General features: G+C 59.4%; 15 protein-coding genes and 2 pseudogenes. 11 read left to right on the top strand and 6 right to left on the bottom strand.

Annotated elements, in window-relative coordinates; all coding sequences use genetic code 11:
• Positions 1 to 46: 46 nt before the first annotated feature.
• The 3 genes from LJ360_RS16485 to LJ360_RS16475 all read left to right on the top strand — a co-directional run bounded on the left by LJ360_RS16485 (position 47) and on the right by LJ360_RS16475 (position 4,568).
• On the top strand, positions 47 to 1,003 hold the full coding sequence (locus LJ360_RS16485) for a hydrogen peroxide-inducible genes activator (protein ID WP_091852592.1): 957 nt from the start codon (positions 47 to 49) through the stop codon (positions 1,001 to 1,003).
• Positions 1,004 to 1,013: 10 nt separating this feature from the next.
• On the top strand, positions 1,014 to 3,089 hold the full coding sequence (recG, locus tag LJ360_RS16480; protein ID WP_091852589.1) for an ATP-dependent DNA helicase RecG: 2,076 nt from the start codon (positions 1,014 to 1,016) through the stop codon (positions 3,087 to 3,089).
• Between the two features lie 111 nt (positions 3,090 to 3,200).
• Complete coding sequence (locus tag LJ360_RS16475; protein ID WP_091852586.1) at positions 3,201 to 4,568, top strand: aminoacyl-tRNA deacylase and HDOD domain-containing protein; 1,368 nt, start codon at positions 3,201 to 3,203, stop codon at positions 4,566 to 4,568.
• Positions 4,569 to 4,863: 295 nt separating this feature from the next.
• Here the strand turns inward: LJ360_RS16475 and LJ360_RS16470 are convergent, their stop codons facing one another.
• Complete coding sequence (locus LJ360_RS16470) at positions 4,864 to 5,322, bottom strand: DUF2489 domain-containing protein (RefSeq protein WP_091852583.1); 459 nt, start codon at positions 5,320 to 5,322, stop codon at positions 4,864 to 4,866.
• A gap of 179 nt (positions 5,323 to 5,501) precedes the next feature.
• Here LJ360_RS16470 and LJ360_RS16465 point away from each other — a divergent pair, with 179 nt between their 5' ends.
• From LJ360_RS16465 to LJ360_RS16450, 4 genes are all read left to right on the top strand, one after another.
• Positions 5,502 to 6,200 (top strand): lipase secretion chaperone, encoded by a 699-nt coding sequence (locus LJ360_RS16465; protein ID WP_091852580.1) that lies wholly within the window; start codon positions 5,502 to 5,504, stop codon positions 6,198 to 6,200.
• Positions 6,197 to 7,780, top strand: coding sequence for an apolipoprotein N-acyltransferase (gene lnt, locus LJ360_RS16460; protein WP_091852577.1), 1,584 nt, complete (start codon positions 6,197 to 6,199; stop codon positions 7,778 to 7,780). Before LJ360_RS16465 ends, lnt begins: the two co-directional genes overlap by 4 nt.
• 223 nt (positions 7,781 to 8,003) lie before the next feature.
• Complete coding sequence (locus LJ360_RS16455) at positions 8,004 to 8,672, top strand: SGNH/GDSL hydrolase family protein (protein WP_091852574.1); 669 nt, start codon at positions 8,004 to 8,006, stop codon at positions 8,670 to 8,672.
• Positions 8,673 to 8,701: 29 nt separating this feature from the next.
• Positions 8,702 to 9,496 carry a formylglycine-generating enzyme family protein gene (locus LJ360_RS16450; protein WP_143066608.1) on the top strand — a complete coding sequence of 265 codons (795 nt, stop codon included), beginning with the start codon at positions 8,702 to 8,704 and terminating at the stop codon, positions 9,494 to 9,496.
• A 29-nt stretch (positions 9,497 to 9,525) separates the two neighbouring features.
• Here the strand turns inward: LJ360_RS16450 and LJ360_RS16445 are convergent, their stop codons facing one another.
• Together LJ360_RS16445 and LJ360_RS16440 are read right to left on the bottom strand one after the other, a co-directional pair.
• Entirely contained in the window at positions 9,526 to 10,620 is a 1,095-nt protein-coding gene (locus LJ360_RS16445; protein ID WP_143066607.1) for a lipase secretion chaperone, read from the bottom strand.
• Between the two features lie 161 nt (positions 10,621 to 10,781).
• A protein-coding gene (locus LJ360_RS16440) for an IS3 family transposase (protein WP_264994480.1) occupies positions 10,782 to 11,914 on the bottom strand; the annotation gives its coding sequence in 2 pieces (ribosomal slippage) (positions 10,782 to 11,644 and positions 11,644 to 11,914; 1,134 coding nt in all).
• Positions 11,915 to 12,138: 224 nt separating this feature from the next.
• Here LJ360_RS16440 and LJ360_RS16435 point away from each other — a divergent pair.
• On the top strand, positions 12,139 to 12,906 hold the full coding sequence (locus tag LJ360_RS16435; RefSeq protein WP_091852565.1) for a glutamine amidotransferase: 768 nt from the start codon (positions 12,139 to 12,141) through the stop codon (positions 12,904 to 12,906).
• Positions 12,907 to 13,113: 207 nt separating this feature from the next.
• Positions 13,114 to 13,225: pseudogene (locus tag LJ360_RS20070) on the top strand (IS66 family transposase); the annotation flags it as partial.
• Between the two features lie 84 nt (positions 13,226 to 13,309).
• On the opposite strand, the gene LJ360_RS16430 reads toward LJ360_RS20070, so the two are convergent.
• From LJ360_RS16430 to LJ360_RS16420, 3 genes and pseudogenes are all read right to left on the bottom strand, one after another.
• Positions 13,310 to 14,472 (bottom strand): IS3 family transposase gene (locus LJ360_RS16430; protein ID WP_264993899.1). Its coding sequence is split into 2 segments (ribosomal slippage): positions 13,310 to 14,217 and positions 14,217 to 14,472, totalling 1,164 coding nucleotides; the frame shifts between segments, so codons are not numbered across the junction.
• On the bottom strand, positions 14,441 to 14,800 hold the full coding sequence (locus LJ360_RS16425) for a hypothetical protein (protein ID WP_264994479.1): 360 nt from the start codon (positions 14,798 to 14,800) through the stop codon (positions 14,441 to 14,443). Before LJ360_RS16425 ends, LJ360_RS16430 begins: the two co-directional genes overlap by 32 nt.
• A 108-nt stretch (positions 14,801 to 14,908) precedes the next feature.
• A pseudogene (locus LJ360_RS16420) lies at positions 14,909 to 15,214 on the bottom strand (IS3 family transposase); the annotation flags it as partial.
• Between the two features lie 136 nt (positions 15,215 to 15,350).
• Here LJ360_RS16420 and istA point away from each other — a divergent pair.
• Entirely contained in the window at positions 15,351 to 16,856 is a 1,506-nt protein-coding gene (gene istA / locus LJ360_RS16415) for an IS21 family transposase (protein WP_264994478.1), read from the top strand.
• The gene (gene istB / locus LJ360_RS16410; protein ID WP_041336312.1) at positions 16,843 to 17,583 is read left to right on the top strand and encodes an IS21-like element helper ATPase IstB; all 741 of its coding nucleotides are present in this window, start codon (positions 16,843 to 16,845) and stop codon (positions 17,581 to 17,583) included. Before istA ends, istB begins: the two co-directional genes overlap by 14 nt.
• The last annotated feature ends 22 nt before the right edge of the window (positions 17,584 to 17,605 follow it).

The following is a 17,605-nucleotide window of genomic DNA, read 5'->3' as shown; positions in this document are numbered from 1 at the left end:
TTTCAATCCTTATGCTTGAGCTCATAAAGAGCAATTGGAGCCTGTCATGACCCTGACCGAACTACGTTACATCGTCACACTTGCCAGGGAAAAGCATTTCGGGCGGGCCGCCGAGCGCTGTCATGTCAGCCAGCCGACCCTCAGTGTTGCGGTCAAGAAGCTCGAAGAGGAGCTGGGTGTTCCCCTCTTTGAACGCAGCAAAAGCAGCATCCGTGTTACCGAGACCGGCCAGCGTATTATCGAGCAGGCTCAGCGGGTGCTGGACCAGGTCGGCGTCATCCGTGACATGGCCCAGGACGGCAAGAACCAGCTCAACTCGCCGTTGCGCGTCGGCGCTATCTACACTATCGGTCCGTACCTGTTCCCACACCTGCTGCCCGAGCTGCGCAGGGCCGCGCCGGACATGCCGCTGTACATTGAAGAGAACTATACCGGTAATCTGCGCCAGAAGCTTCGCCAGTCCGAGCTGGACGCCATCATCATTGCGCTGCCGTTCGAAGAGCCGGAGGTCGTGACCTTGCCCCTGTATGACGAGCCGTTCGTTATCCTGCTGCCGGGTGGTCATCCGCTGGCCAGGGAATCGGCACTGACCGCCGAGCAGCTCGCTGGTGAGCAGTTGCTGCTGCTCGGGCCGGGGCACTGTTTCCGCGACCAGGTGCTGGAATCCTGTCCGCCGCTGGTGGAAACCGTTACCGAGCGACAGGCCACGGGCCCGACCCTGGTCACTGAAGGCAGTTCCCTGGAGACCATTCGGCATATGGTCGCCTCGGGCCTGGGTATTACCGTGTTGCCGCTGTCGGCGGCGACGTCCATGCCCTACGATGAGGACATCCTCGCTGTCCGGCCATTCGCGCCCCCGGTACCTTTCCGCACCGTTGCCCTGGCATGGCGGGTAACTTTCCCGCGCCCGAAAGCCATTGATGTGTTGTCATTGGCTGCCAGCCAGTGCCGCGTTATCGAGAAAGCGGAGAAGCAAAAGCCGGCCCTGGCCGCCGGCGGCTGACGGTCGACCGATGGCGTCACTGGAAGACTTGCCCGTCACCACCCTCAAGGGGGTCGGTAATGCGCTCGCCGGCACCCTGGCAAGGCTGGGCATTACTTCCCTGCAGGACCTGCTGTTTCATTTGCCGCACCGCTATGAGGACCGTACCCGTGTAATCCCCATGGGCAGTTTGCGACTGGGGGACACCGGGGTGGTGGAAGGTACGGTCATGCGGGCGGATATGGTCATGGGCCGCAGGCGCAGCCTGCAGGTGACGCTCAGGGACGACAGCGGTTTCCTGGTCATGCGCTTTTTCCATTTTTCCGCAGCCCAGAAGAACCAGCTGACCGAAGGCGTGCGGGTGCGGTGTTATGGCGAGGTGCGCCCTGGCCGGGCCGGGTTCGAGTTCTACCATCCTGAGTACCAGGTTAATCCGCCGGCAATGCCCCCGCCCGGGGAGGCCACGCTGACACCGGTCTATCCCCTGACGGAAGGCATCCAGCAGCCCAGGGTTCGCAGCCTGTGCCGACAGGCCCTGGGCTACCTGAAACGTTACCCCATACCGGATTGGCTGCCACCGTCATTATTGGCCGACTATCAGTTGCCGGATATCACGTCGGCGGTGGCGCTTGTCCACGCACCACCGGCGGATGCCCCCGTCCACCTGCTGATGGAGGGTCGTCACCCGGCGCAGCAACGGCTGGTGATGGAAGAGTTGCTGGCCCATCAGTTGAGTCTGTTGCTGGTCCGTCAACAGATTCAGCAACGGCAGGCGCTGCCATTGCTTCCTGGAGGCGACCTGACGGAGCGTTTTCTTGACCAGCTGCCGTTCAGCCTGACACCGGCACAGGCCCGGGTGGTTGCGGATATCCGCCAGGATCTGAGCCAACCGTTACCCATGCTTCGCCTGGTTCAGGGGGACGTGGGTTCCGGCAAGACCGTGGTTGCTGCGCTGGCGGCCCTGCAGGCCATCGGTGCGGGCGCCCAGGTAGCCCTGATGGCGCCCACCGAGATCCTGGCCGAGCAGCACTACCAGAATTTCCGTCAATGGCTGGAGCCACTGGGGCTGGAAATGGTCTGGTTATCCGGCAAGGTCAAGGGCAAGGCCCGTACGGAAGCCCTGGGTCGACTGGCGGAAGGGAAAGCCAGGCTGATTATCGGTACCCATGCGCTGTTCCAGGGTGATGTATTGTTTGAACGCCTGGGCCTTGTGATTATCGATGAACAGCACCGGTTCGGGGTCCACCAGCGCCTGGCGCTGAGGGACAAGGGAGCAGAGGGGCAACGGGCTCCCCATCAGCTGATCATGACTGCAACCCCCATTCCCCGCACGCTGGCCATGAGTGCCTATGCGGACCTGGACACCTCCGTAATCGATGAATTGCCGCCGGGACGCAAACCCATTGAAACCATAGTGATCCAGGATAGCCGTCGGGACGAAGTGATAGAGCGGGTTCGCAAGGCCTGTCAGTCTGGCCGTCAGGCCTACTGGGTCTGTACCCTGATCGAGGAGTCTGAGGCCCTGCAGTGCCAGGCAGCGGAAGTGACCGCCGAAAGCCTGCAGGAGCGATTGCCGGAGCTGAGGGTGGGGCTGGTGCATGGTCGCCTGAAGGCAGCCGACAAGGCGGCCGTCATGGACCGCTTCAAGGAAGGTGAGCTGGACCTGCTGGTGGCTACGACCGTCATCGAAGTGGGTGTCGACGTGCCCAATGCATCACTGATCATTGTGGAGAATCCTGAGCGTCTGGGGCTGGCACAGTTGCACCAGTTGCGTGGCCGGGTAGGGCGTGGTGAGCAGGCCAGTTTCTGCGTGCTCATGTATCAGGCGCCCCTGTCGCAGAACGGTCGGGCCCGATTACAGGCCCTGCGGGACAGCCAGGACGGGTTTGTGATCGCGGAAAAGGACCTGGAAATACGTGGCCCCGGAGAAGTACTGGGTACCCGCCAGACCGGCATGATGCAGTTTCGGCTGGCAGACTTTGAACGCGACCGTGACTGGATCGAGAGTGTCCGCACTATGGCGCCGTCTGTTATGAAAGATACCCGTGCCACCGAGGCGTTGGTGCGCCGCTGGCTGGGCGAGCGGGTTCGTTATGGTGACGTCTGAATCTACGGCGGTACAGAATCGTTACTGAATTGACCAAACCGGTCTGCTTTCCGGCTCACTTTGAGCCACACTGAAAAGCAGGTCCACAACGATTTTTTACAGGAGAACAAAATGGAGATGTCCGGTGCTGTCCGGAAGCTTCTGAACGAGGCCGCCATCGTGACTGAAGCCGAGGCCTCGGGTGCGCCAGCACCGGGTGTTCGGTTACGAATGGTGTTACTGGGGGACAACCAGGGCCAGCTGCAGGTGATCTGCTGCCATGACGACCTGCTGGACCTGGTGGGTCTGAACAAGCAATTGGGGCGTGAGCTCCGGCTGGTCTCCCGTGCCGATTACACACGTCTGCTGCGTCCGACCGGGTTGGAGGGGCTGCCTGCCTTGCCAGGGCTGACCGGCTGGCCAACCCTGATAGACAGCCGTGTTGCCGGCGCCGGGCGCCTGGTGATCGAACCAGTGGGGCGGGATGCCCGCCTAACCCTTGACCAGGCAGAGTTCCGGACGCTGGCTGGTCAACCGGAAGAGCGTTCGTTCTGTGTTCCCCTGGCAGAGATAGATGCTGTACCACGGACGCCTGAAAGGGACCAGGAACAGGTTTTCTCGGCGATACAGCGTTTTACCGGGCTACGAATCCGCCAGAGGCTGGAAGATACCCTGGAGTTACCTCCCCTGCCAGAAACCGCGCAGCGGATCATCCATTTGCGGGTTAACCCCAATGCCAATATGGGTGACCTGGTGGATATCGTCGAAAGCGACCCGAGCCTTGCGGCCCAGGTGGTCAGCTGGGCCTCATCGTCCTTCTATGCCGCAGCAGGCCAGGTTCGTTCCGTCCACGATGCGGTTTCCCGCATCCTTGGTTTCGACCTGGTGATGAACCTGGCCATGGGGCTGTCCCTGGGACGCGCGCTGAAACAGCCTGACGACCAGCCAAGAGGGTTTGTTGGCTATTGGCAGCAGGCCATATGGCAGGCCCAGGCGGCAGGCATATTGGCGTCGATGATGCCCCGCGGCCAACGCCCGGTTTTCGGGTTAGCCTACCTGGCTGGCCTGCTTCACAACTTCGGTTACCTGGTACTGGCGCAGGTCTTTCCACCGCACTTCCGGCTGGCCTGCCGCAACTGGGAGGTCAATGAGCACATTGACACTTCGGTGGTCGAGCAGCACCTGCTGGGGGTAACCCGGGAGCAACTGGCCGCTGAGCTGATGACTAACTGGGGCATGCCCGATGAGGTGGTCGTGGCGCTGAGATACCAGAAAAGCCTCGACTATCAGGGCCCGCATGACAGCTACCCGCGCCTGTTGTGGCTGGGACGCCAGCTGCTCAATGAACGGGGGTTGGAAATCGGCGCAAGGACTCCGATTCCCGAAGCGCTCTATACCGAGCTGGGCCTAGACCCGGAGAAGGTCGGGCGAGAGTTTGATGACCTGGTGGCGTCGAAGGATGTGGTGACTGCGATGGCCGGGATGATGAGCAATAGCTGAGTCGTTATTCTGCGCACAAAAAAGCCGGCCCGAAGGCCGGCAAGCTCACCCGCTTGTTGCAGATCAGGGTACGCTCGAGTCTTGCGTACCAACTACCTCTTCGCTCCGGACTGCGTTGCTCGGCTGTTTCAGGGGTCTGATTAAACTTTAGTCGACTGTCTGGAGTTTGCCCGGAGGATGCCGAATCAGGAGTGCGTACAGTTTGCTATCGGTTACAAATCGCATCAAAGCGTTTGATTTCGCAATAGCTTTACGTGCAGCGTTGTTACAAAAAATTACAAAATAATGTCAGAGCTTAGTCGAAATTGTGGTGCCGGATAGCGGTAGCGGCACGACGTATCGCGTCAGCATGCTGTTTTTCAAGGGCGAATCGCTCTTCATCCATCTTGCGCACGAAGTGGCTATCGGTCTGTTGCCGGGCCCGGTGGGTCGGCATGTGCTGTATGCTGTCATGGATCTCCAGGAACACCTGGTAAGGGGTTTGCTCGAGCAGGTCCGGCGCGACATGGTCCAGCAGCCCCTTGATACGCAGGCAGGCCTCAGAGTACTCCACCTGGTTTTCCTCGATGGCCATCGCAAGGATGCGGATACTTTCGACCATGTTTTGCCGTCGCTCGGCCTGGAAGGCCCGTTGTCGCGCCTGCTGCCTCCGGTGTTCGCGGAGCTGGCTCGCACGTCTGGTGATAAAGACCAGCAACACGACAATAGCCACCACGCCAAGGGCGATCAGACTCCATTGCAACCATTGGGGCATACACAGGCTCCGGTGAAGAAACGTCAGCAGACAGTGTAACGGATTTGACAGCCCTTGCGGCGGCTACGAAGTGGTCAGGCCTGTGAACTTCATCATCCCGGTAAGCCTTACTGAGTGGTTATGATGACGAGTCAGGGTCAGCGTAGAGCGAGCTGATCCCTCGGCGAAAGGACCATGCCATGCCCACCCTACTTCCGACATCACAGGTCACGCTGCGCCGGTTACCTCCGCCGGCCATGCTGACAGTCACCCTGTTACTGGCAGCGTGGCTCATCAATGGCGCAGGCCCGGTGGGGGTCATGGCGCCGGCTGATCCGGGAGCGGGACAGTACATCCGCGCCGAAGCCCTTTCGGACAGCCAGCAGATTGCCTTTGCACCGGTGGATCGGGCCATCCACCGACTGCGGCTGGACGGCAAGGAAAGGCCGGACCAGTTTGAAGCCTATGAAGATGTATTACAGGCGCTTGCGAAATCCTTGCCGGCCGGCCACGGGCAGCAGGCTATGGAGCGAGCGGGCCAGTTGCTTCGGAGCAGTCTCCCGGATGCCGCGGCCAGTGAGCTGATCGCTGTGTTGCCGGATTTTCTGCGCTACCGGCAGTTGGAACAGACATTACCTGAGCTGACCCCGGACGGGCCCCGTACGGCGGAGGCCGCCTGGGTGCAGCTCCGGTTACAGCATGCCCTTCGTCGCTCGGTACTAGGCGAAGCCGTCGCAGATCAACTCTATGGAACAGCCCACCGGATGACAGAAATCCACCTGGTGCGCCGGTTGATCATGCAACGGGAAGACCTGGATGATGCGCAGAAGCAGCATCTGATCCGTAAGCACATGGAGGCCCTGGTGGTGGATCAGGACAGCGTGGGGAGCGAACCATGAGGGAAAGCCCTGGGTCCCGGGGCCTTAGCTGGCAGGCCCTGGGGGCAGTGGCTACCGGCGTCATGTTGGCGATTCCCTATAACTATGCCGGGTTCTATCCACTGACCTGGGTGGCCTTCGTGCCCTTGCTGGTCGCCGTACATGGCCGCTCGGCCCGTACCCATTACGGGCTGGGGCTGCTCTCTGGCATCTCCATGTACCTGGTCGCTACCCCATGGATGGTGGAATTCCTGCAGGTCCTGAAGGACTACGCTTTCATTCCGGCGTTGGCCGGAGCACTACTTTTCTGGCTGTTGACGGCCCAGTTGCAGGCCTTCCTGATGCTCAGCTGGCGATGGGCCCAGCGGCTATCAGGTCAATACGCGCTCTGGTTTTTCCCGGTCCTTGTCATGGCGTTCTTCGGCTGCTTTCCGGTGCTGTTTCCGCTCCAGTTGGGGGAAAGCCAGAGTGCCTTCCTGCCTGCAATTCAGGGCGCAGCCTTTACCGGAGTCTACGGCCTGGACCTGATGATCGGCATCAGCAACGCGCTGGTGACCGCGGGCGTTCTGCGGGTCATGGGGCGTCATACCGGAATTGAGGGTCGCTATGGCAAGGCTGTTGCCATGGCAGGTGTGGCGGCGCTGGCTGCCTGGCTGGGGTATGGCTGGTGGGCGGTGGATCACTGGGATCGCCAGGTGGGCACCTGGCCAACGCTTGCTGTGGGGCTGGTCCAGTCCAATGAAACCCCAAGCGCCTCCGTACCGGATCCGGAACCGGGTTACGGGCGGGCCTGGCCTCCGGAAATGGCCCTGAGTGGCAAATTGGCAGCAGCCGGTGCGGAGGTGATCCTGTGGCCGGAGACCCGGTACAAGGGGTATTTCGAGGTTGACCATGTGCCCGCAGCCTTCCAGCGTCACGTCGCCCGGCTAGGGGTGCCGCTGGTCTTTCACGACGCCGAGCAGCAGGGCCGGCGCGCCGACTTCCGGGAGTACAATTCGTCCGTTTTCCTGGACGCGCGCGGAGAGCTGGCAGGGCGCTACCGCAAGCACAGACTGGTCGCGTTCGGAGAGACCCTGCCTCTGTCGCGGGAGTTTCCGTGGCTGGTGGGCTGGGCCAGTGATTACCTGGGGGATTTCTTCGCAAACCTGACGCCGGGGTCCGAGCGTGTCAGTTTCCCGGTGGGCGGCGCCAGGCTGGTACCGGCGATCTGTTATGAAAGCGCGTTTCCGGGCCATGTCGCCCGCTCTGTGTCGGCAACCCCGGACAGCCCGCTACTCGTGGTGTTGTCCAATAATGGCTGGTTTGGCGACTCGCGGCAGCCCTGGCAACATGCCGGTGCCACGGTGTTGCGGGCAGTGGAAAATCGCGTTTCCCTTGTGCACGTCATCAACAACGGCCCTTCCACGGTAGTCTCGCCATCGGGCCGACTCCTGGCTGCAACCCCCTTCCGCGAGCGGATCGGAATGGTTGCCGACGTACCCTATACGCCTGCCAGGAAGGCCTTTCGGTCCTGGTTCACGCAGTGGCCGGAGTGGTTCGCGGTAATTTTCCCTGCCTTGGGGCTCGTTGCATTGGTTGCCGTTCGATTCCGTCGCCGTTAGGCCATACCGGACGGATTGCCGTGTTGTGAACCCTGTCCCGTTCGGTCGGGTGTGTCGGCGCGTTGTTGTCCCCGGTCCTGCCGATTTCGCTGGTCGCGTCATAGCCATTGCCAAAGCCCCACCCATACACTTTTCCCTGCCTGAAGCAGTATCCCGTGGGCTGTTTCCCCAGAGGAGCAGCCGCACCAAAGCGCAAATAATACAAGCAGGAGACAAGGTGGTTATGTTCAACAACAACGTAAAACCATTAGGGCTGGCGGTGCTGGCCTCGTGCGTGGCCTTCAACGTGTGGGCCATCGGCGGCGGAGGAGGCTCGAGCGCCGACAAGATGATTGTAGGTGACTCTATTTTCGCCCTGTCTGGCGATATCCATGAATACCTGGAGGGTGACCTTGACGAAAGCATCGATACCTATGCCCGCAGCGGCTGCCAGGTGAACGGCGGGAGCCTGATTTGCAGTAGGCGGTATACCATCCCCAATCAATACGATAATGCGGATAAGGATGGCATCGAAACCGTCATCATGAATGGTGGCGGTAACGACTTCCTCCTCGGTGACGGGGCCGATTGCACCACCCAGTCCTGTGTGGAAGAGGTGCTCGCCGGTATCGAGCAAACCCTTGCGGGCATGTATAACGACATGCGTAACGACGGCATCGACGAGATCATCTTCCTTGGCTATTACAATTTGGGTGACCCGGAGCGTGATCAGATCAATTCGGTCTCAATGGCTTATAAGGCAGAAACCTACCCGCAAATGGGCATCAAGTTTATTGACACACGTCCCGCGTTTGCCGGCAACGAAGCACGTTACATCACCTCTGATGGCATCCATCCCACCGCAGCCGGCTCCCGGGTGTTGGCTGACCTGATCCTGGACACCCTGGACTAGCGCAAGGTGAGGGGCCGGTGTTCTTGCGCTTGTTGATCCCGCCGCGGCGCAGTTGTGCCTTTGCCGGGGCTTTGCTGCTGGCCGGTTATGGCCATGCAGTGGAGCCCCCGCAGTTCACCAACGCCCTGGGTATGACCTTCAACCGGGTGCCTGCTGGCACCTTCTCTATGGGTAGCGCCACCGATGCGCCGGGTCACGAGCCCGACGAACTCCTCCATGAGGTGGTGATCAGCGAGCCCTTCTGGTTGCAGTCAACTCCGGTCACCCGTGGTCAATGGCTTGAACTGGTGGACGGCATGCCCTCCGCGTTTCCGGAATGTGGTGATGAATGCCCCGTGGACGGTCTTCGTTGGACGTGGGTGCAGTGGTACATCAGGGAGCTGAGTGAGTGGGACCCGGACCACGATTACCGGCTACCGACGGAAGCGGAATGGGAGTACGCAGCTCGGGCAGGGACGACCGGCCCCTACCATACCGGTGACTGTCTGGGCCCGGATCAGGCCAACGTTTCCGGTACCTCTGTGTTGTCCGGTTGTGAAGCTTTTCCCCGATCTTCCGGGCCCCGACCGGTTGCCCTTTATAACCCTAACCCCTGGGGTTTTTACGGCATGTCCGGAAACACCTGGGAAATGTGCGCGGACTGGTACGGCCCCTACGGGGAGGGCAGGGTAGTGGACCCGGTGGGCCCTGAAGAAGGAGAGTACAAGGTGCTCAGGGGCGGCAGTTGGCACTTCTCCGCGGTGCACGCCCGGGTGGCCAATCGCTTTATGGCCCGGAACGATATTGCGGGTTTCCGCCTCGTTGCGGTGCCGGAGGCTGAATAACTGGTGCAACCAGCGGGCAGTTCAGATGGTTATCGGACAGCTTCCAGTCTCAGGTGTGGCGGCAGCCAGGCCTCTGCTGCGTCCCGCTCCGACTTTGTAAAGTAGGTGTCCACAAGGCCCTCAATCTGGCGCTGCTTCTCGTCCTCTGCCAGGCCTGCCCTGAGAACGACCTCCCGTTCCTGGTCAAACTGACGGTAGCGGCGCTGCCAATCCTGCGGGTCACTGCCCGCGAGGTCCCTTGCCGCCACCAGTCCCAGGCTTTGTTGCTCCAGGTGGCGGCGGGTCTCATTGGTCAACCCCAACTGTTGCCAACGCTCTCGGTCTGTCCGCAGCTGGCTGGCTATGGCCCCATCGCTGGAATCGACCAGCAGTGTGCCGCGGCGCAGGTCTTCGCGAACCCGTGCAAATGAGTGCCGGCGCGCCTGTTCTGTCAGCGACGGGTCCGAGCGGATGTCTTCCATGGCAATCAGATAGCGCTGGTGGGCGTCTTCACCGGCAAACAGTTGGCTCGCAGCAACGGGATCGATATATTGGCGACGAAGCGCTATGGTGCGTTCCAGACGCTGGTTGGGAGACAGCTCCTGCTGGCTGGACCATTCCGCCTCTGCTTTGGCCAGGTGGCTCCTGTAACGGACGTAGTCGCCGAGTATCTCTGCCGCCTGGGCGCCGGTTTCACCGGCGAGCCCGGCCTGCACATAAAGCTGGAGCTCCTCCAGCATCGCCATATCCACGTTCTCAACGGCCCGGAACGCCTGCTGTAAAGACGCAAGCGCTACCTCGTCCAGCACAAGGTTGCCGTCCTGATCCACGGCAATATTGGCAAGGGCATGCTGAAGGCGGTCCAGCCGGATGTCAGCCGATTCCACAGGGGCTTGCGCTGCTTCGACGGCGTTCTCGGCAGGGAATCGGGCTTCGCCGGGCCGGCTGACAGGCACAGGGGGGTGCCACTGGCTGGGGATTTCCCGGGGCTTTCCGGGAGGTGTCTCTGCTGACGACCAGGTGAGGGTTGGTTCATGGCGATCTGGCCACAGCATCCAGCCGCCAAGGAGCAAGAGCGGAGAGATTGCGGCGATCAGCCACCACCCATCCCGGTTCACTGGTGAATTTCCCTTTGTATGCTCCACACGTTCACCCTGGTTTTGCCATCGGGTTTGCCTGCACCGGTTATCGCGACTGGCATAACCGCCCTCACTTTCCCTGAGTCGTTATCAGGTGATTGAGGTGGACCCAATCAGTTGGACAACCTGATGGTGTCCCTAAGCTATGATCCGGTTGTTTCCTTGGCTCAGGCTGCCAAGGATATGGATTGCCCGTAGTACACCTCATCGGGCGTTTGGTAATCAAGGGTTTGGTGGTACCGGGTCTGATTGTAATGCCGGAAGTACCGGTGGAGCGCCTGCTTCAAGTGTCGGCCATCCTCGAAGGCAGTGAGGTAGACGCACTCGTGTTTGACGCTGCGCCAGAGCCGTTCCACGAAGATGTTGTCATGGTAGCAGCCCTTGCCGTCCATACTGATCCGGATGCCATGCTCTTTGAGAACGCTTGTGAAGGCCTCGCTGGTGAACTGGACACCCTGATCAGTATTGAAGATTTCCGGCGTTCCATGGCGTTGTAGAGCCTCCTCCAGGGCATCGACACAAAAGTCTGTATCCATGGTGTTGGAGACCCGCCAGGACAGCACCTTGCGGCTGTACCAGTCGATGATGGCGACCAGATACATGAAGCCCCGGGCAAGCGGGATATAAGAAATATCTGTTGCCCAAACCTGGTTGGGACGGTCGATCTTCAAGCCCTTGAGCAGGTACGGGTACACCTTGTGCCCGTCGCCCGGGATGCTGGTTCTGGGGCGCGGATAAACCGCCTGAATGCCCATGGTGCGCATCAACCGCTGCACCCGCTTCCGGTTGACCCGGTAGCCCTGGTGCAGCAAGTGGACCCGCATCTTGCGAGAGCCATAATACGGCGTTTTCAGGTGCTGTTGATCAATCAGGTACATCAGATCCAGATCCTCCTGACATTGCTCACGATGGACGTAGTACACCGATGAGCGGCTCAGCTTGAGCAGCTCACACTGGCGCGAAAGACTGACTTGGGGATGACCTCGCTCGATCATCGCCAACCGCTGTTGACGGCTTACTGATCGAGCTTGCGCGACAAAAAATCGCGTTCCACCGTCAGTCGACCGATCTCGCGGTAAAGTTCGTCTGTGCTGGGCTCATCGGATTGCTTGCCGGCCTTCCTCTTGCCTTCGAAGAGGTCGGGAGCGTTCTCCAGCAGCTCGCGCTTCCAGGTACTGACCATGGTGGGGTGAATCTGGAAACGGGCGGCAATTTCGGATGTGGTCTGGTCACCCTTGAGGGCGGCCAGAGCAACTTTGGACTTGAATGATGCGCTGTATTGCTTGCGTTTCTTGCTCATGATTCTCCTCCTTGTGGAGATGATGAATCAGAGCTTAGGCACCTGTCCAAAATTTGGGGTCCACTTCAGATAGTAGGATCCCAGGTGGCGGCTGGCTATGACCTGAGTAACAGTTACGGTACTGAAGCGGACGGTTTCCCGGAAAAGTTCGACGCCCAATATCTCGGCGCGGCGCCAGGTTCGTGCTAGATTGCGGTTTATCGCCACTGGAGGACTGGCACCGTATGCCGAAGATACTGATTTTGAAAACCGGGTCGACCTACCCGGATATCCAGCGGACCGCCGGTGATTTTGACCGGTGGTTCTGCGCCAGGCTTGAATATAAACAGCAGGTGGTTGTGGCTGATGTCACCCGTGAACCGCCCCCGGGCACTCCTTCAGACTGGCAAGGCGTGCTGGTAACCGGTTCCCCCTCAATGGTGACGGACCGAGAGGGTTGGAGTGAACAGACGGCAGAGTGGTTGCGGGAAGCCGTTCGCTTGCAGGTACCGGTTTTAGGTGTGTGTTACGGTCATCAGTTGCTGGCCCAGGCACTTGGCGGGCGTGTCGGGTTCCGCGCCCAGGGACGCGAGTCCGGGACCTTCGAGGTGGCACTGACAGAGGCAGGGCGTCAGGATCCGCTGTTGGGCGGGCTATCTTCACCATTTCCGGCACACCTTACCCATGCCCAGTCAGTATTGGCGCTGCCGCCGGGGGCTGTCTTGCTGGCGAATTCCGAAGGCGAGCCCCACCAGGCATTTCGGGTCGGCGCCAATATCTGGGGTGTCCAGTTCCATCCGGAGTTCAGCGACGCCATCATGACCGCCTACCTGAAAACCCAGGCGCCCCGCCTGGCTGAAGAAGGCCAGGACCCGCAGTACTTGCTCAACGCGGTCCGGGAAACCCCGGAGGCAGCCAGCCTGATCGCCCGGTTCGAAGCCTACGCGTATGCAAGAGACAGGGACGCCCCTGCGCCGGAGGACTCTGCTGGCATTGCGCAAGGTACGTATTGATCCAGTTTTGATTAGCTACGTATATTATCTTCAACAGACATTGCGACGATCTGCATTGTTGTGTTGTTGGACAAGACTTTTTACAGCCGGCGCTTGCCGGCTTTTTTTCGTCTGGAGGTGTTCTTGACCCCATAGTTTGGCCATCTTTTAATACCGAAGTTTGTCCGCTTCCCATTGCGCCTATCAATTGTGTCGTTTTGTTGAGGTGTGCCCATCGACAACAGCTGGGTTGGAAAACAAAATGCGGTCCTGGGCGCTGGGCCGCTCCGACTGGCTGTTCGCCGGTTCACTGAGTAGCGGCCAACTAGCCAGCATTATAAGCCGGGTTTTTCCAACTCTGGATGGACCTAACACGGGGTCAGGGTCATCTCTTCTTAACGGAAGAGAATTAAGTTTGTAGTGGTCAACTAATCCCGGACAGTATTTTAAGATTTTCCTCAGCTGCAACAGGCGAAATGCCGCCGTTAAACGCGTGAGGCCGCTGCCGGTTGTAGTAGTCCATGAGATAGCCACCAACATCTCTTTTTGCCTCAGGCAGATTTCGATAACCCAGGGCCGGTATCCACTCAGATTTCAGACTTCGGAACAGTCGCTCCATCGGTGCGTTGTCCCAGCAGTTGCCGCGTCGGCTCATGCTTTGTGTCATTCGATAGCGCCAGAGTCTCTGACGGAACTTACGACTGGCATACTGACTTCCCTGATCCGAGTGGAACATGACTTTCTCTGGCTGACCACGCTGTTCCCAGGCGTGATCCAGAGCTTTTACAACCAGGTCCGCATCCGGACTGGATGACATTGCCCAGCCAACAACTCGCCGGGCATATAGGTCCAGCACCACAGCCAGATAGCTCCATCGCTGGCCGCTCCAGATGTAGGTGATGTCACCACACCAGACTTGGTTAGGCCGTTCTACTGCAAACTCCCGGTCCAGATGGTTCGGGATATCTGGTCGTTCAACGGTAGCCTGCTTGTAGGCATGAGGGCCTGGTTGCTTACAGATCAGCCCCAACTCGCTCATCAGTCGTCGAACTTTAAAGCGACCAACGACAACGCCTTCCTCGCGGAGCAAGCCTTTGATTGTACGACTGCCGGCAGAGCTGCGGCTCTTGGTAAACAGGCGGTTTACCTGAGCCCTCAGGGCCAGGCGCTCCACATCTACACGGTTCCGCCGTTGGCGGTACTCGTAATAGCTGGAACGACTGATATCAAACGCTTCACAGACCAGTTCAATTGACTCCTGCTCCCCCAACCGGTCTATCAGCGCGTACGATTCATCTCGTCCGACATCAAGAGAGCTGTAGCCTTTTTTAATATTTCTTTCTCTCGCTCCAGGCGATTGCAGCGGGCTTCCAGCTCCTGAATACGTCGCTGCTCCGGGGTTAACGCCTTGCCTTTCGGAGTGACGCCCTTACGCTCGTCCGTCAGTTGTTGAACCCAACGCCGAACAGCGCTTTCACCAATTCCCAGAGACACGCTGGCCTGCGGAATCGTGTAACCTTGATCCAGCACCAGGCTGGCTGCTTCCTGTTTGAACTCAGGAGAAAAAGAACGTCGCTTTCTGGTCATCAGACACCTCGTTTATGGTGGCGATCTTACCACCTACGTTGGTGTCCGGAATCATTGAACCACTACAGTTCGACGTCTCTCCCGAATTTCTGAGAAGATTGATGAGGTAGAGGTTGGTCGAGCGCGATGGAAAGCGTTTCTCTCTCGTCACAAATAAAGCCACCTCCTTAAGCTTTTCCCCACGCTGCTCCTCTGAGAGGAGTGGTAGTAGAGACTCCCCGCTCTCCGATAGTCCTAGCTCCCTGAGCGCATAGTTTAAGCGCCCGACTTCCCGCTGGTTCCCTTTGAACAACTTGCTCTCTTTGGCATAGAGAATTGTCATTTCCATGGCATCTATGCATTTCGCAATGTCTACGTCGTCACGGATCAGGCCAGGAGAAATCACGTTGGTGTGAAACAGGTAGTTGTCCCAAAGGTGACGAAATATCGGTGGGTTCTACCCCGTTTCCACGGACGGTTTTAAAACGGCTGACAACTTCCGATCCTGAACGGCAACTCTACGTCGCATCCTGGGATTGTGGAACCGCTCAATGTAGTCGAATACATCAGCTCGCGCTTCGTTCTGAGTGCGGTAACGCCGGTGGTGGATGCGCTCCCGCTTGAGCATCCCAAAGAACCCCTCGCAGGCGGCATTATCGCCACAATGACCGACCGCACTCATGCTGCTTACCAGGCGGTTGCTGCCGAGATATCGCTGGTAGTCACCGCTGGTGAATTGGCTGCCTCGATCTGAATGCAATATTGTTAATGGCCAATTAAAATGACCCACTACTGGCCATTAATTTTGACCCATCCCCGGGTGGCCGTCCGGCCACAGAACCAGCTACTGTCCCCCGCTTTTATCGATGGCCGGGGGCATGTCAGTGAAGGAGTGGGTTGTGATACACAAGATCAAGGCACTGCACGATAACGGCAAAGGGCTGTCGATCCGCGCCATCAGTCAGGAACTGGGGTTGTCCCGCAATACCGTTCGCAAGTACCTGCGGATGGAGGTGGATGCGATTTCAGAACGGTTTGCAGACCCCTCGCGGAGCAAGCGACTCGATGATCACCGGGATTATCTGGTGCATTTGCTCCAGCAGTTTCCCAAGCTCAGCGCCGTCAAGATTGCCCGCAAGCTGCAAGCGAAGGTTGGTGAGTTACCGGCCTCGGACCGTTCCATTCGCCGCTATGTGCGGGTGCTCAAGGAGGAAGTCGCCTCGGCTCAGATGCGCTACTACGAGCCTATCCTGGATGATGTGCCCGGTGTTCAGTGTCAGGTGGACCCCGGTGAGTTGCGCGGTGTGCTGATTGGTGGCGAAGAGCGTACGCTGCACTTCGTGGTGTTCGTGCTGTCCTACTCGCGGCTGATGTACGTGGGCCTGGCCTTCCGCCCTCTGGACACCCAGACCTTTATCCAGCTCCACGATGAAGCCCTGCGGTACTTTGGTGGCCTGCCGGAGGAATGCGTTTACGATCAGACCAAGCTGGTGGTGATCAACGAGCAGTACCGGGAACTGACCCTCAACCAACGGTTCCATGAGTATGCCACCACAGCCGGGTTCCGGATCCATGCCTGCGAAGGTTATGACCCGGAGAGCAAGGGCAAGGTGGAAGCTGGCGTGAAGTACGTCAAGCAGGATTGCCTCTACGGAGAAGTCTTCCGGGATCAGGCACACGTGCACCAGCACGTGCAGGACTGGGTTGAGAGCGTAGCCAATGTCCGTATTCACGGGACCACCGGCGAACCACCCCGGGAACGCTTCGAACGGGATGAGCGAGAACACCTGGAGGCCTACCTGTCACCAGCTTGCGTGCAGCCGGTGGTCCACGAGACACGTCGAGCCGACAAGACCGGCCTGATCGCCTGGAAGGCCAACAAGTACTCTGTGCCCATGGCCTGGCAACAGGCCCGGGTGGGCGTTCTGGAGTCCGGCAGTCAGCTCCAAATTAGCGACCTGGAAACGGGCGATGTCATTGCCAGTCACGCTCTATGTTCCGACAAGGGAAAGGTGTTCAAGAACACCCATCACTACCGGGATCATGCCCAGCGGGTGGCCACCCTTGAGAGCAAGATCAACGACCTGGTCGGCAATGAAATCGGGCATCGGTTGTGCCAACAGCTCAAGCGTTCCGAGCCCAAGATCTACAAGGATCAGTTGGTGGCTGCCCGAGACCTGCTCAAGCGCCATGCGCCTGTGGATCTGGCGTTGATCACAACGCTGGCAGAACGCCCCGGCATGACCGCCACACGGCTGCAAAGTTACCTGGAAGCAGCCCAGGCAGCTACGCTGCGGGAACGGCAGCCGGAACCGCTGCCAGAACCACAGCAAGCGCTGGACCTGAGTGCTTATCGCCGTATTGGCCACTCCAGTGGCCAGGGGGTGACCCATGAGCCAGCTTGAGCAAACTGTGAGCCGATACCGCAGCCTGCGCCTGAGCGCAGCCGCCGACGAACTAATCAACCTGCTGGCCGAGGCAGAAGCCAACGAGATGTCCTACCTGGGCTTCGCGGACCGGCTCGCTGAACACGAACTGGTTCAGCGCCAGGACAAACGCATCCGCCGGAACCGGAAGATGGCTGCGTTCCCAGCGGAGAAGCGCCTGGAGGGCTTCGATTACCGGCACCAGACCACCATTACCAAACGTCAGGTAAATGCCTTGCTGGACTTCCAGTTCATCGACGAACGGAACAACCTGGTGTTTATCGGCCCGCCCGGTGTAGGCAAGACCCACCTGGCCATCGGCATTGGCTACAAAGCCGTGGAGGCCGGCTACCGGGTGCTGTTCCGCAACGCCCTGGATCTGGTGGAAGAACTGGAACTGGCCGAGATGAAAGGTGAGCTGAAAAAGCGGGTCAGCGCCTTGGCCAAATACGACCTGCTGATCATTGATGAACTGGGTTACCTGCCCATGACCCGGCAGGCCCGGTACAACCTGTTCCAGCTGATCAACAGCCTGTACGAATACCGGTCCATCATCCTGACCACCAACAAGGACTTCACCAGCTGGGGCGAGTTCTTCCACGACGACAACGTGGCGGTGCCGATCATTGACCGCGTCATCCACCATTCACACATCTTTATGCTGGGAGGAGAAAGCTATCGGCTAAAGCAGAAGACAACAAGCTAGACTATGAAAGGTGGGTCAATTT

This window comes from Marinobacter sp. AN1 (genome assembly GCF_026013985.1).
Taxonomy (GTDB): Bacteria; Pseudomonadota; Gammaproteobacteria; order Pseudomonadales; family Oleiphilaceae; genus Marinobacter; species Marinobacter segnicrescens.
The sequence above is the reverse complement of the archived record's forward strand: the minus strand, read 5'-3'. Positions and strand labels throughout refer to the sequence as shown.

Excerpts from the sequence above, each read along its gene's own strand:
- LJ360_RS16485 (WP_091852592.1), top strand. The coding sequence starts at position 47 with ATGACCCTGACCGAACTACGTTACATCGTCACACTTGCCAGGGAAAAG.
- recG (WP_091852589.1), top strand. The coding sequence starts at position 1,014 with ATGGCGTCACTGGAAGACTTGCCCGTCACCACCCTCAAGGGGGTCGGT.
- LJ360_RS16475 (WP_091852586.1), top strand. The coding sequence starts at position 3,201 with ATGGAGATGTCCGGTGCTGTCCGGAAGCTTCTGAACGAGGCCGCCATC.
- LJ360_RS16470 (WP_091852583.1), bottom strand. The coding sequence starts at position 5,322 with ATGCCCCAATGGTTGCAATGGAGTCTGATCGCCCTTGGCGTGGTGGCT.
- LJ360_RS16465 (WP_091852580.1), top strand. The coding sequence starts at position 5,502 with ATGCCCACCCTACTTCCGACATCACAGGTCACGCTGCGCCGGTTACCT.
- lnt (WP_091852577.1), top strand. The coding sequence starts at position 6,197 with ATGAGGGAAAGCCCTGGGTCCCGGGGCCTTAGCTGGCAGGCCCTGGGG.
- LJ360_RS16455 (WP_091852574.1), top strand. The coding sequence starts at position 8,004 with ATGTTCAACAACAACGTAAAACCATTAGGGCTGGCGGTGCTGGCCTCG.
- LJ360_RS16435 (WP_091852565.1), top strand. The coding sequence starts at position 12,139 with ATGCCGAAGATACTGATTTTGAAAACCGGGTCGACCTACCCGGATATC.
- LJ360_RS16425 (WP_264994479.1), bottom strand. The coding sequence starts at position 14,800 with ATGGAAATGACAATTCTCTATGCCAAAGAGAGCAAGTTGTTCAAAGGG.
- istB (WP_041336312.1), top strand. The coding sequence starts at position 16,843 with ATGAGCCAGCTTGAGCAAACTGTGAGCCGATACCGCAGCCTGCGCCTG.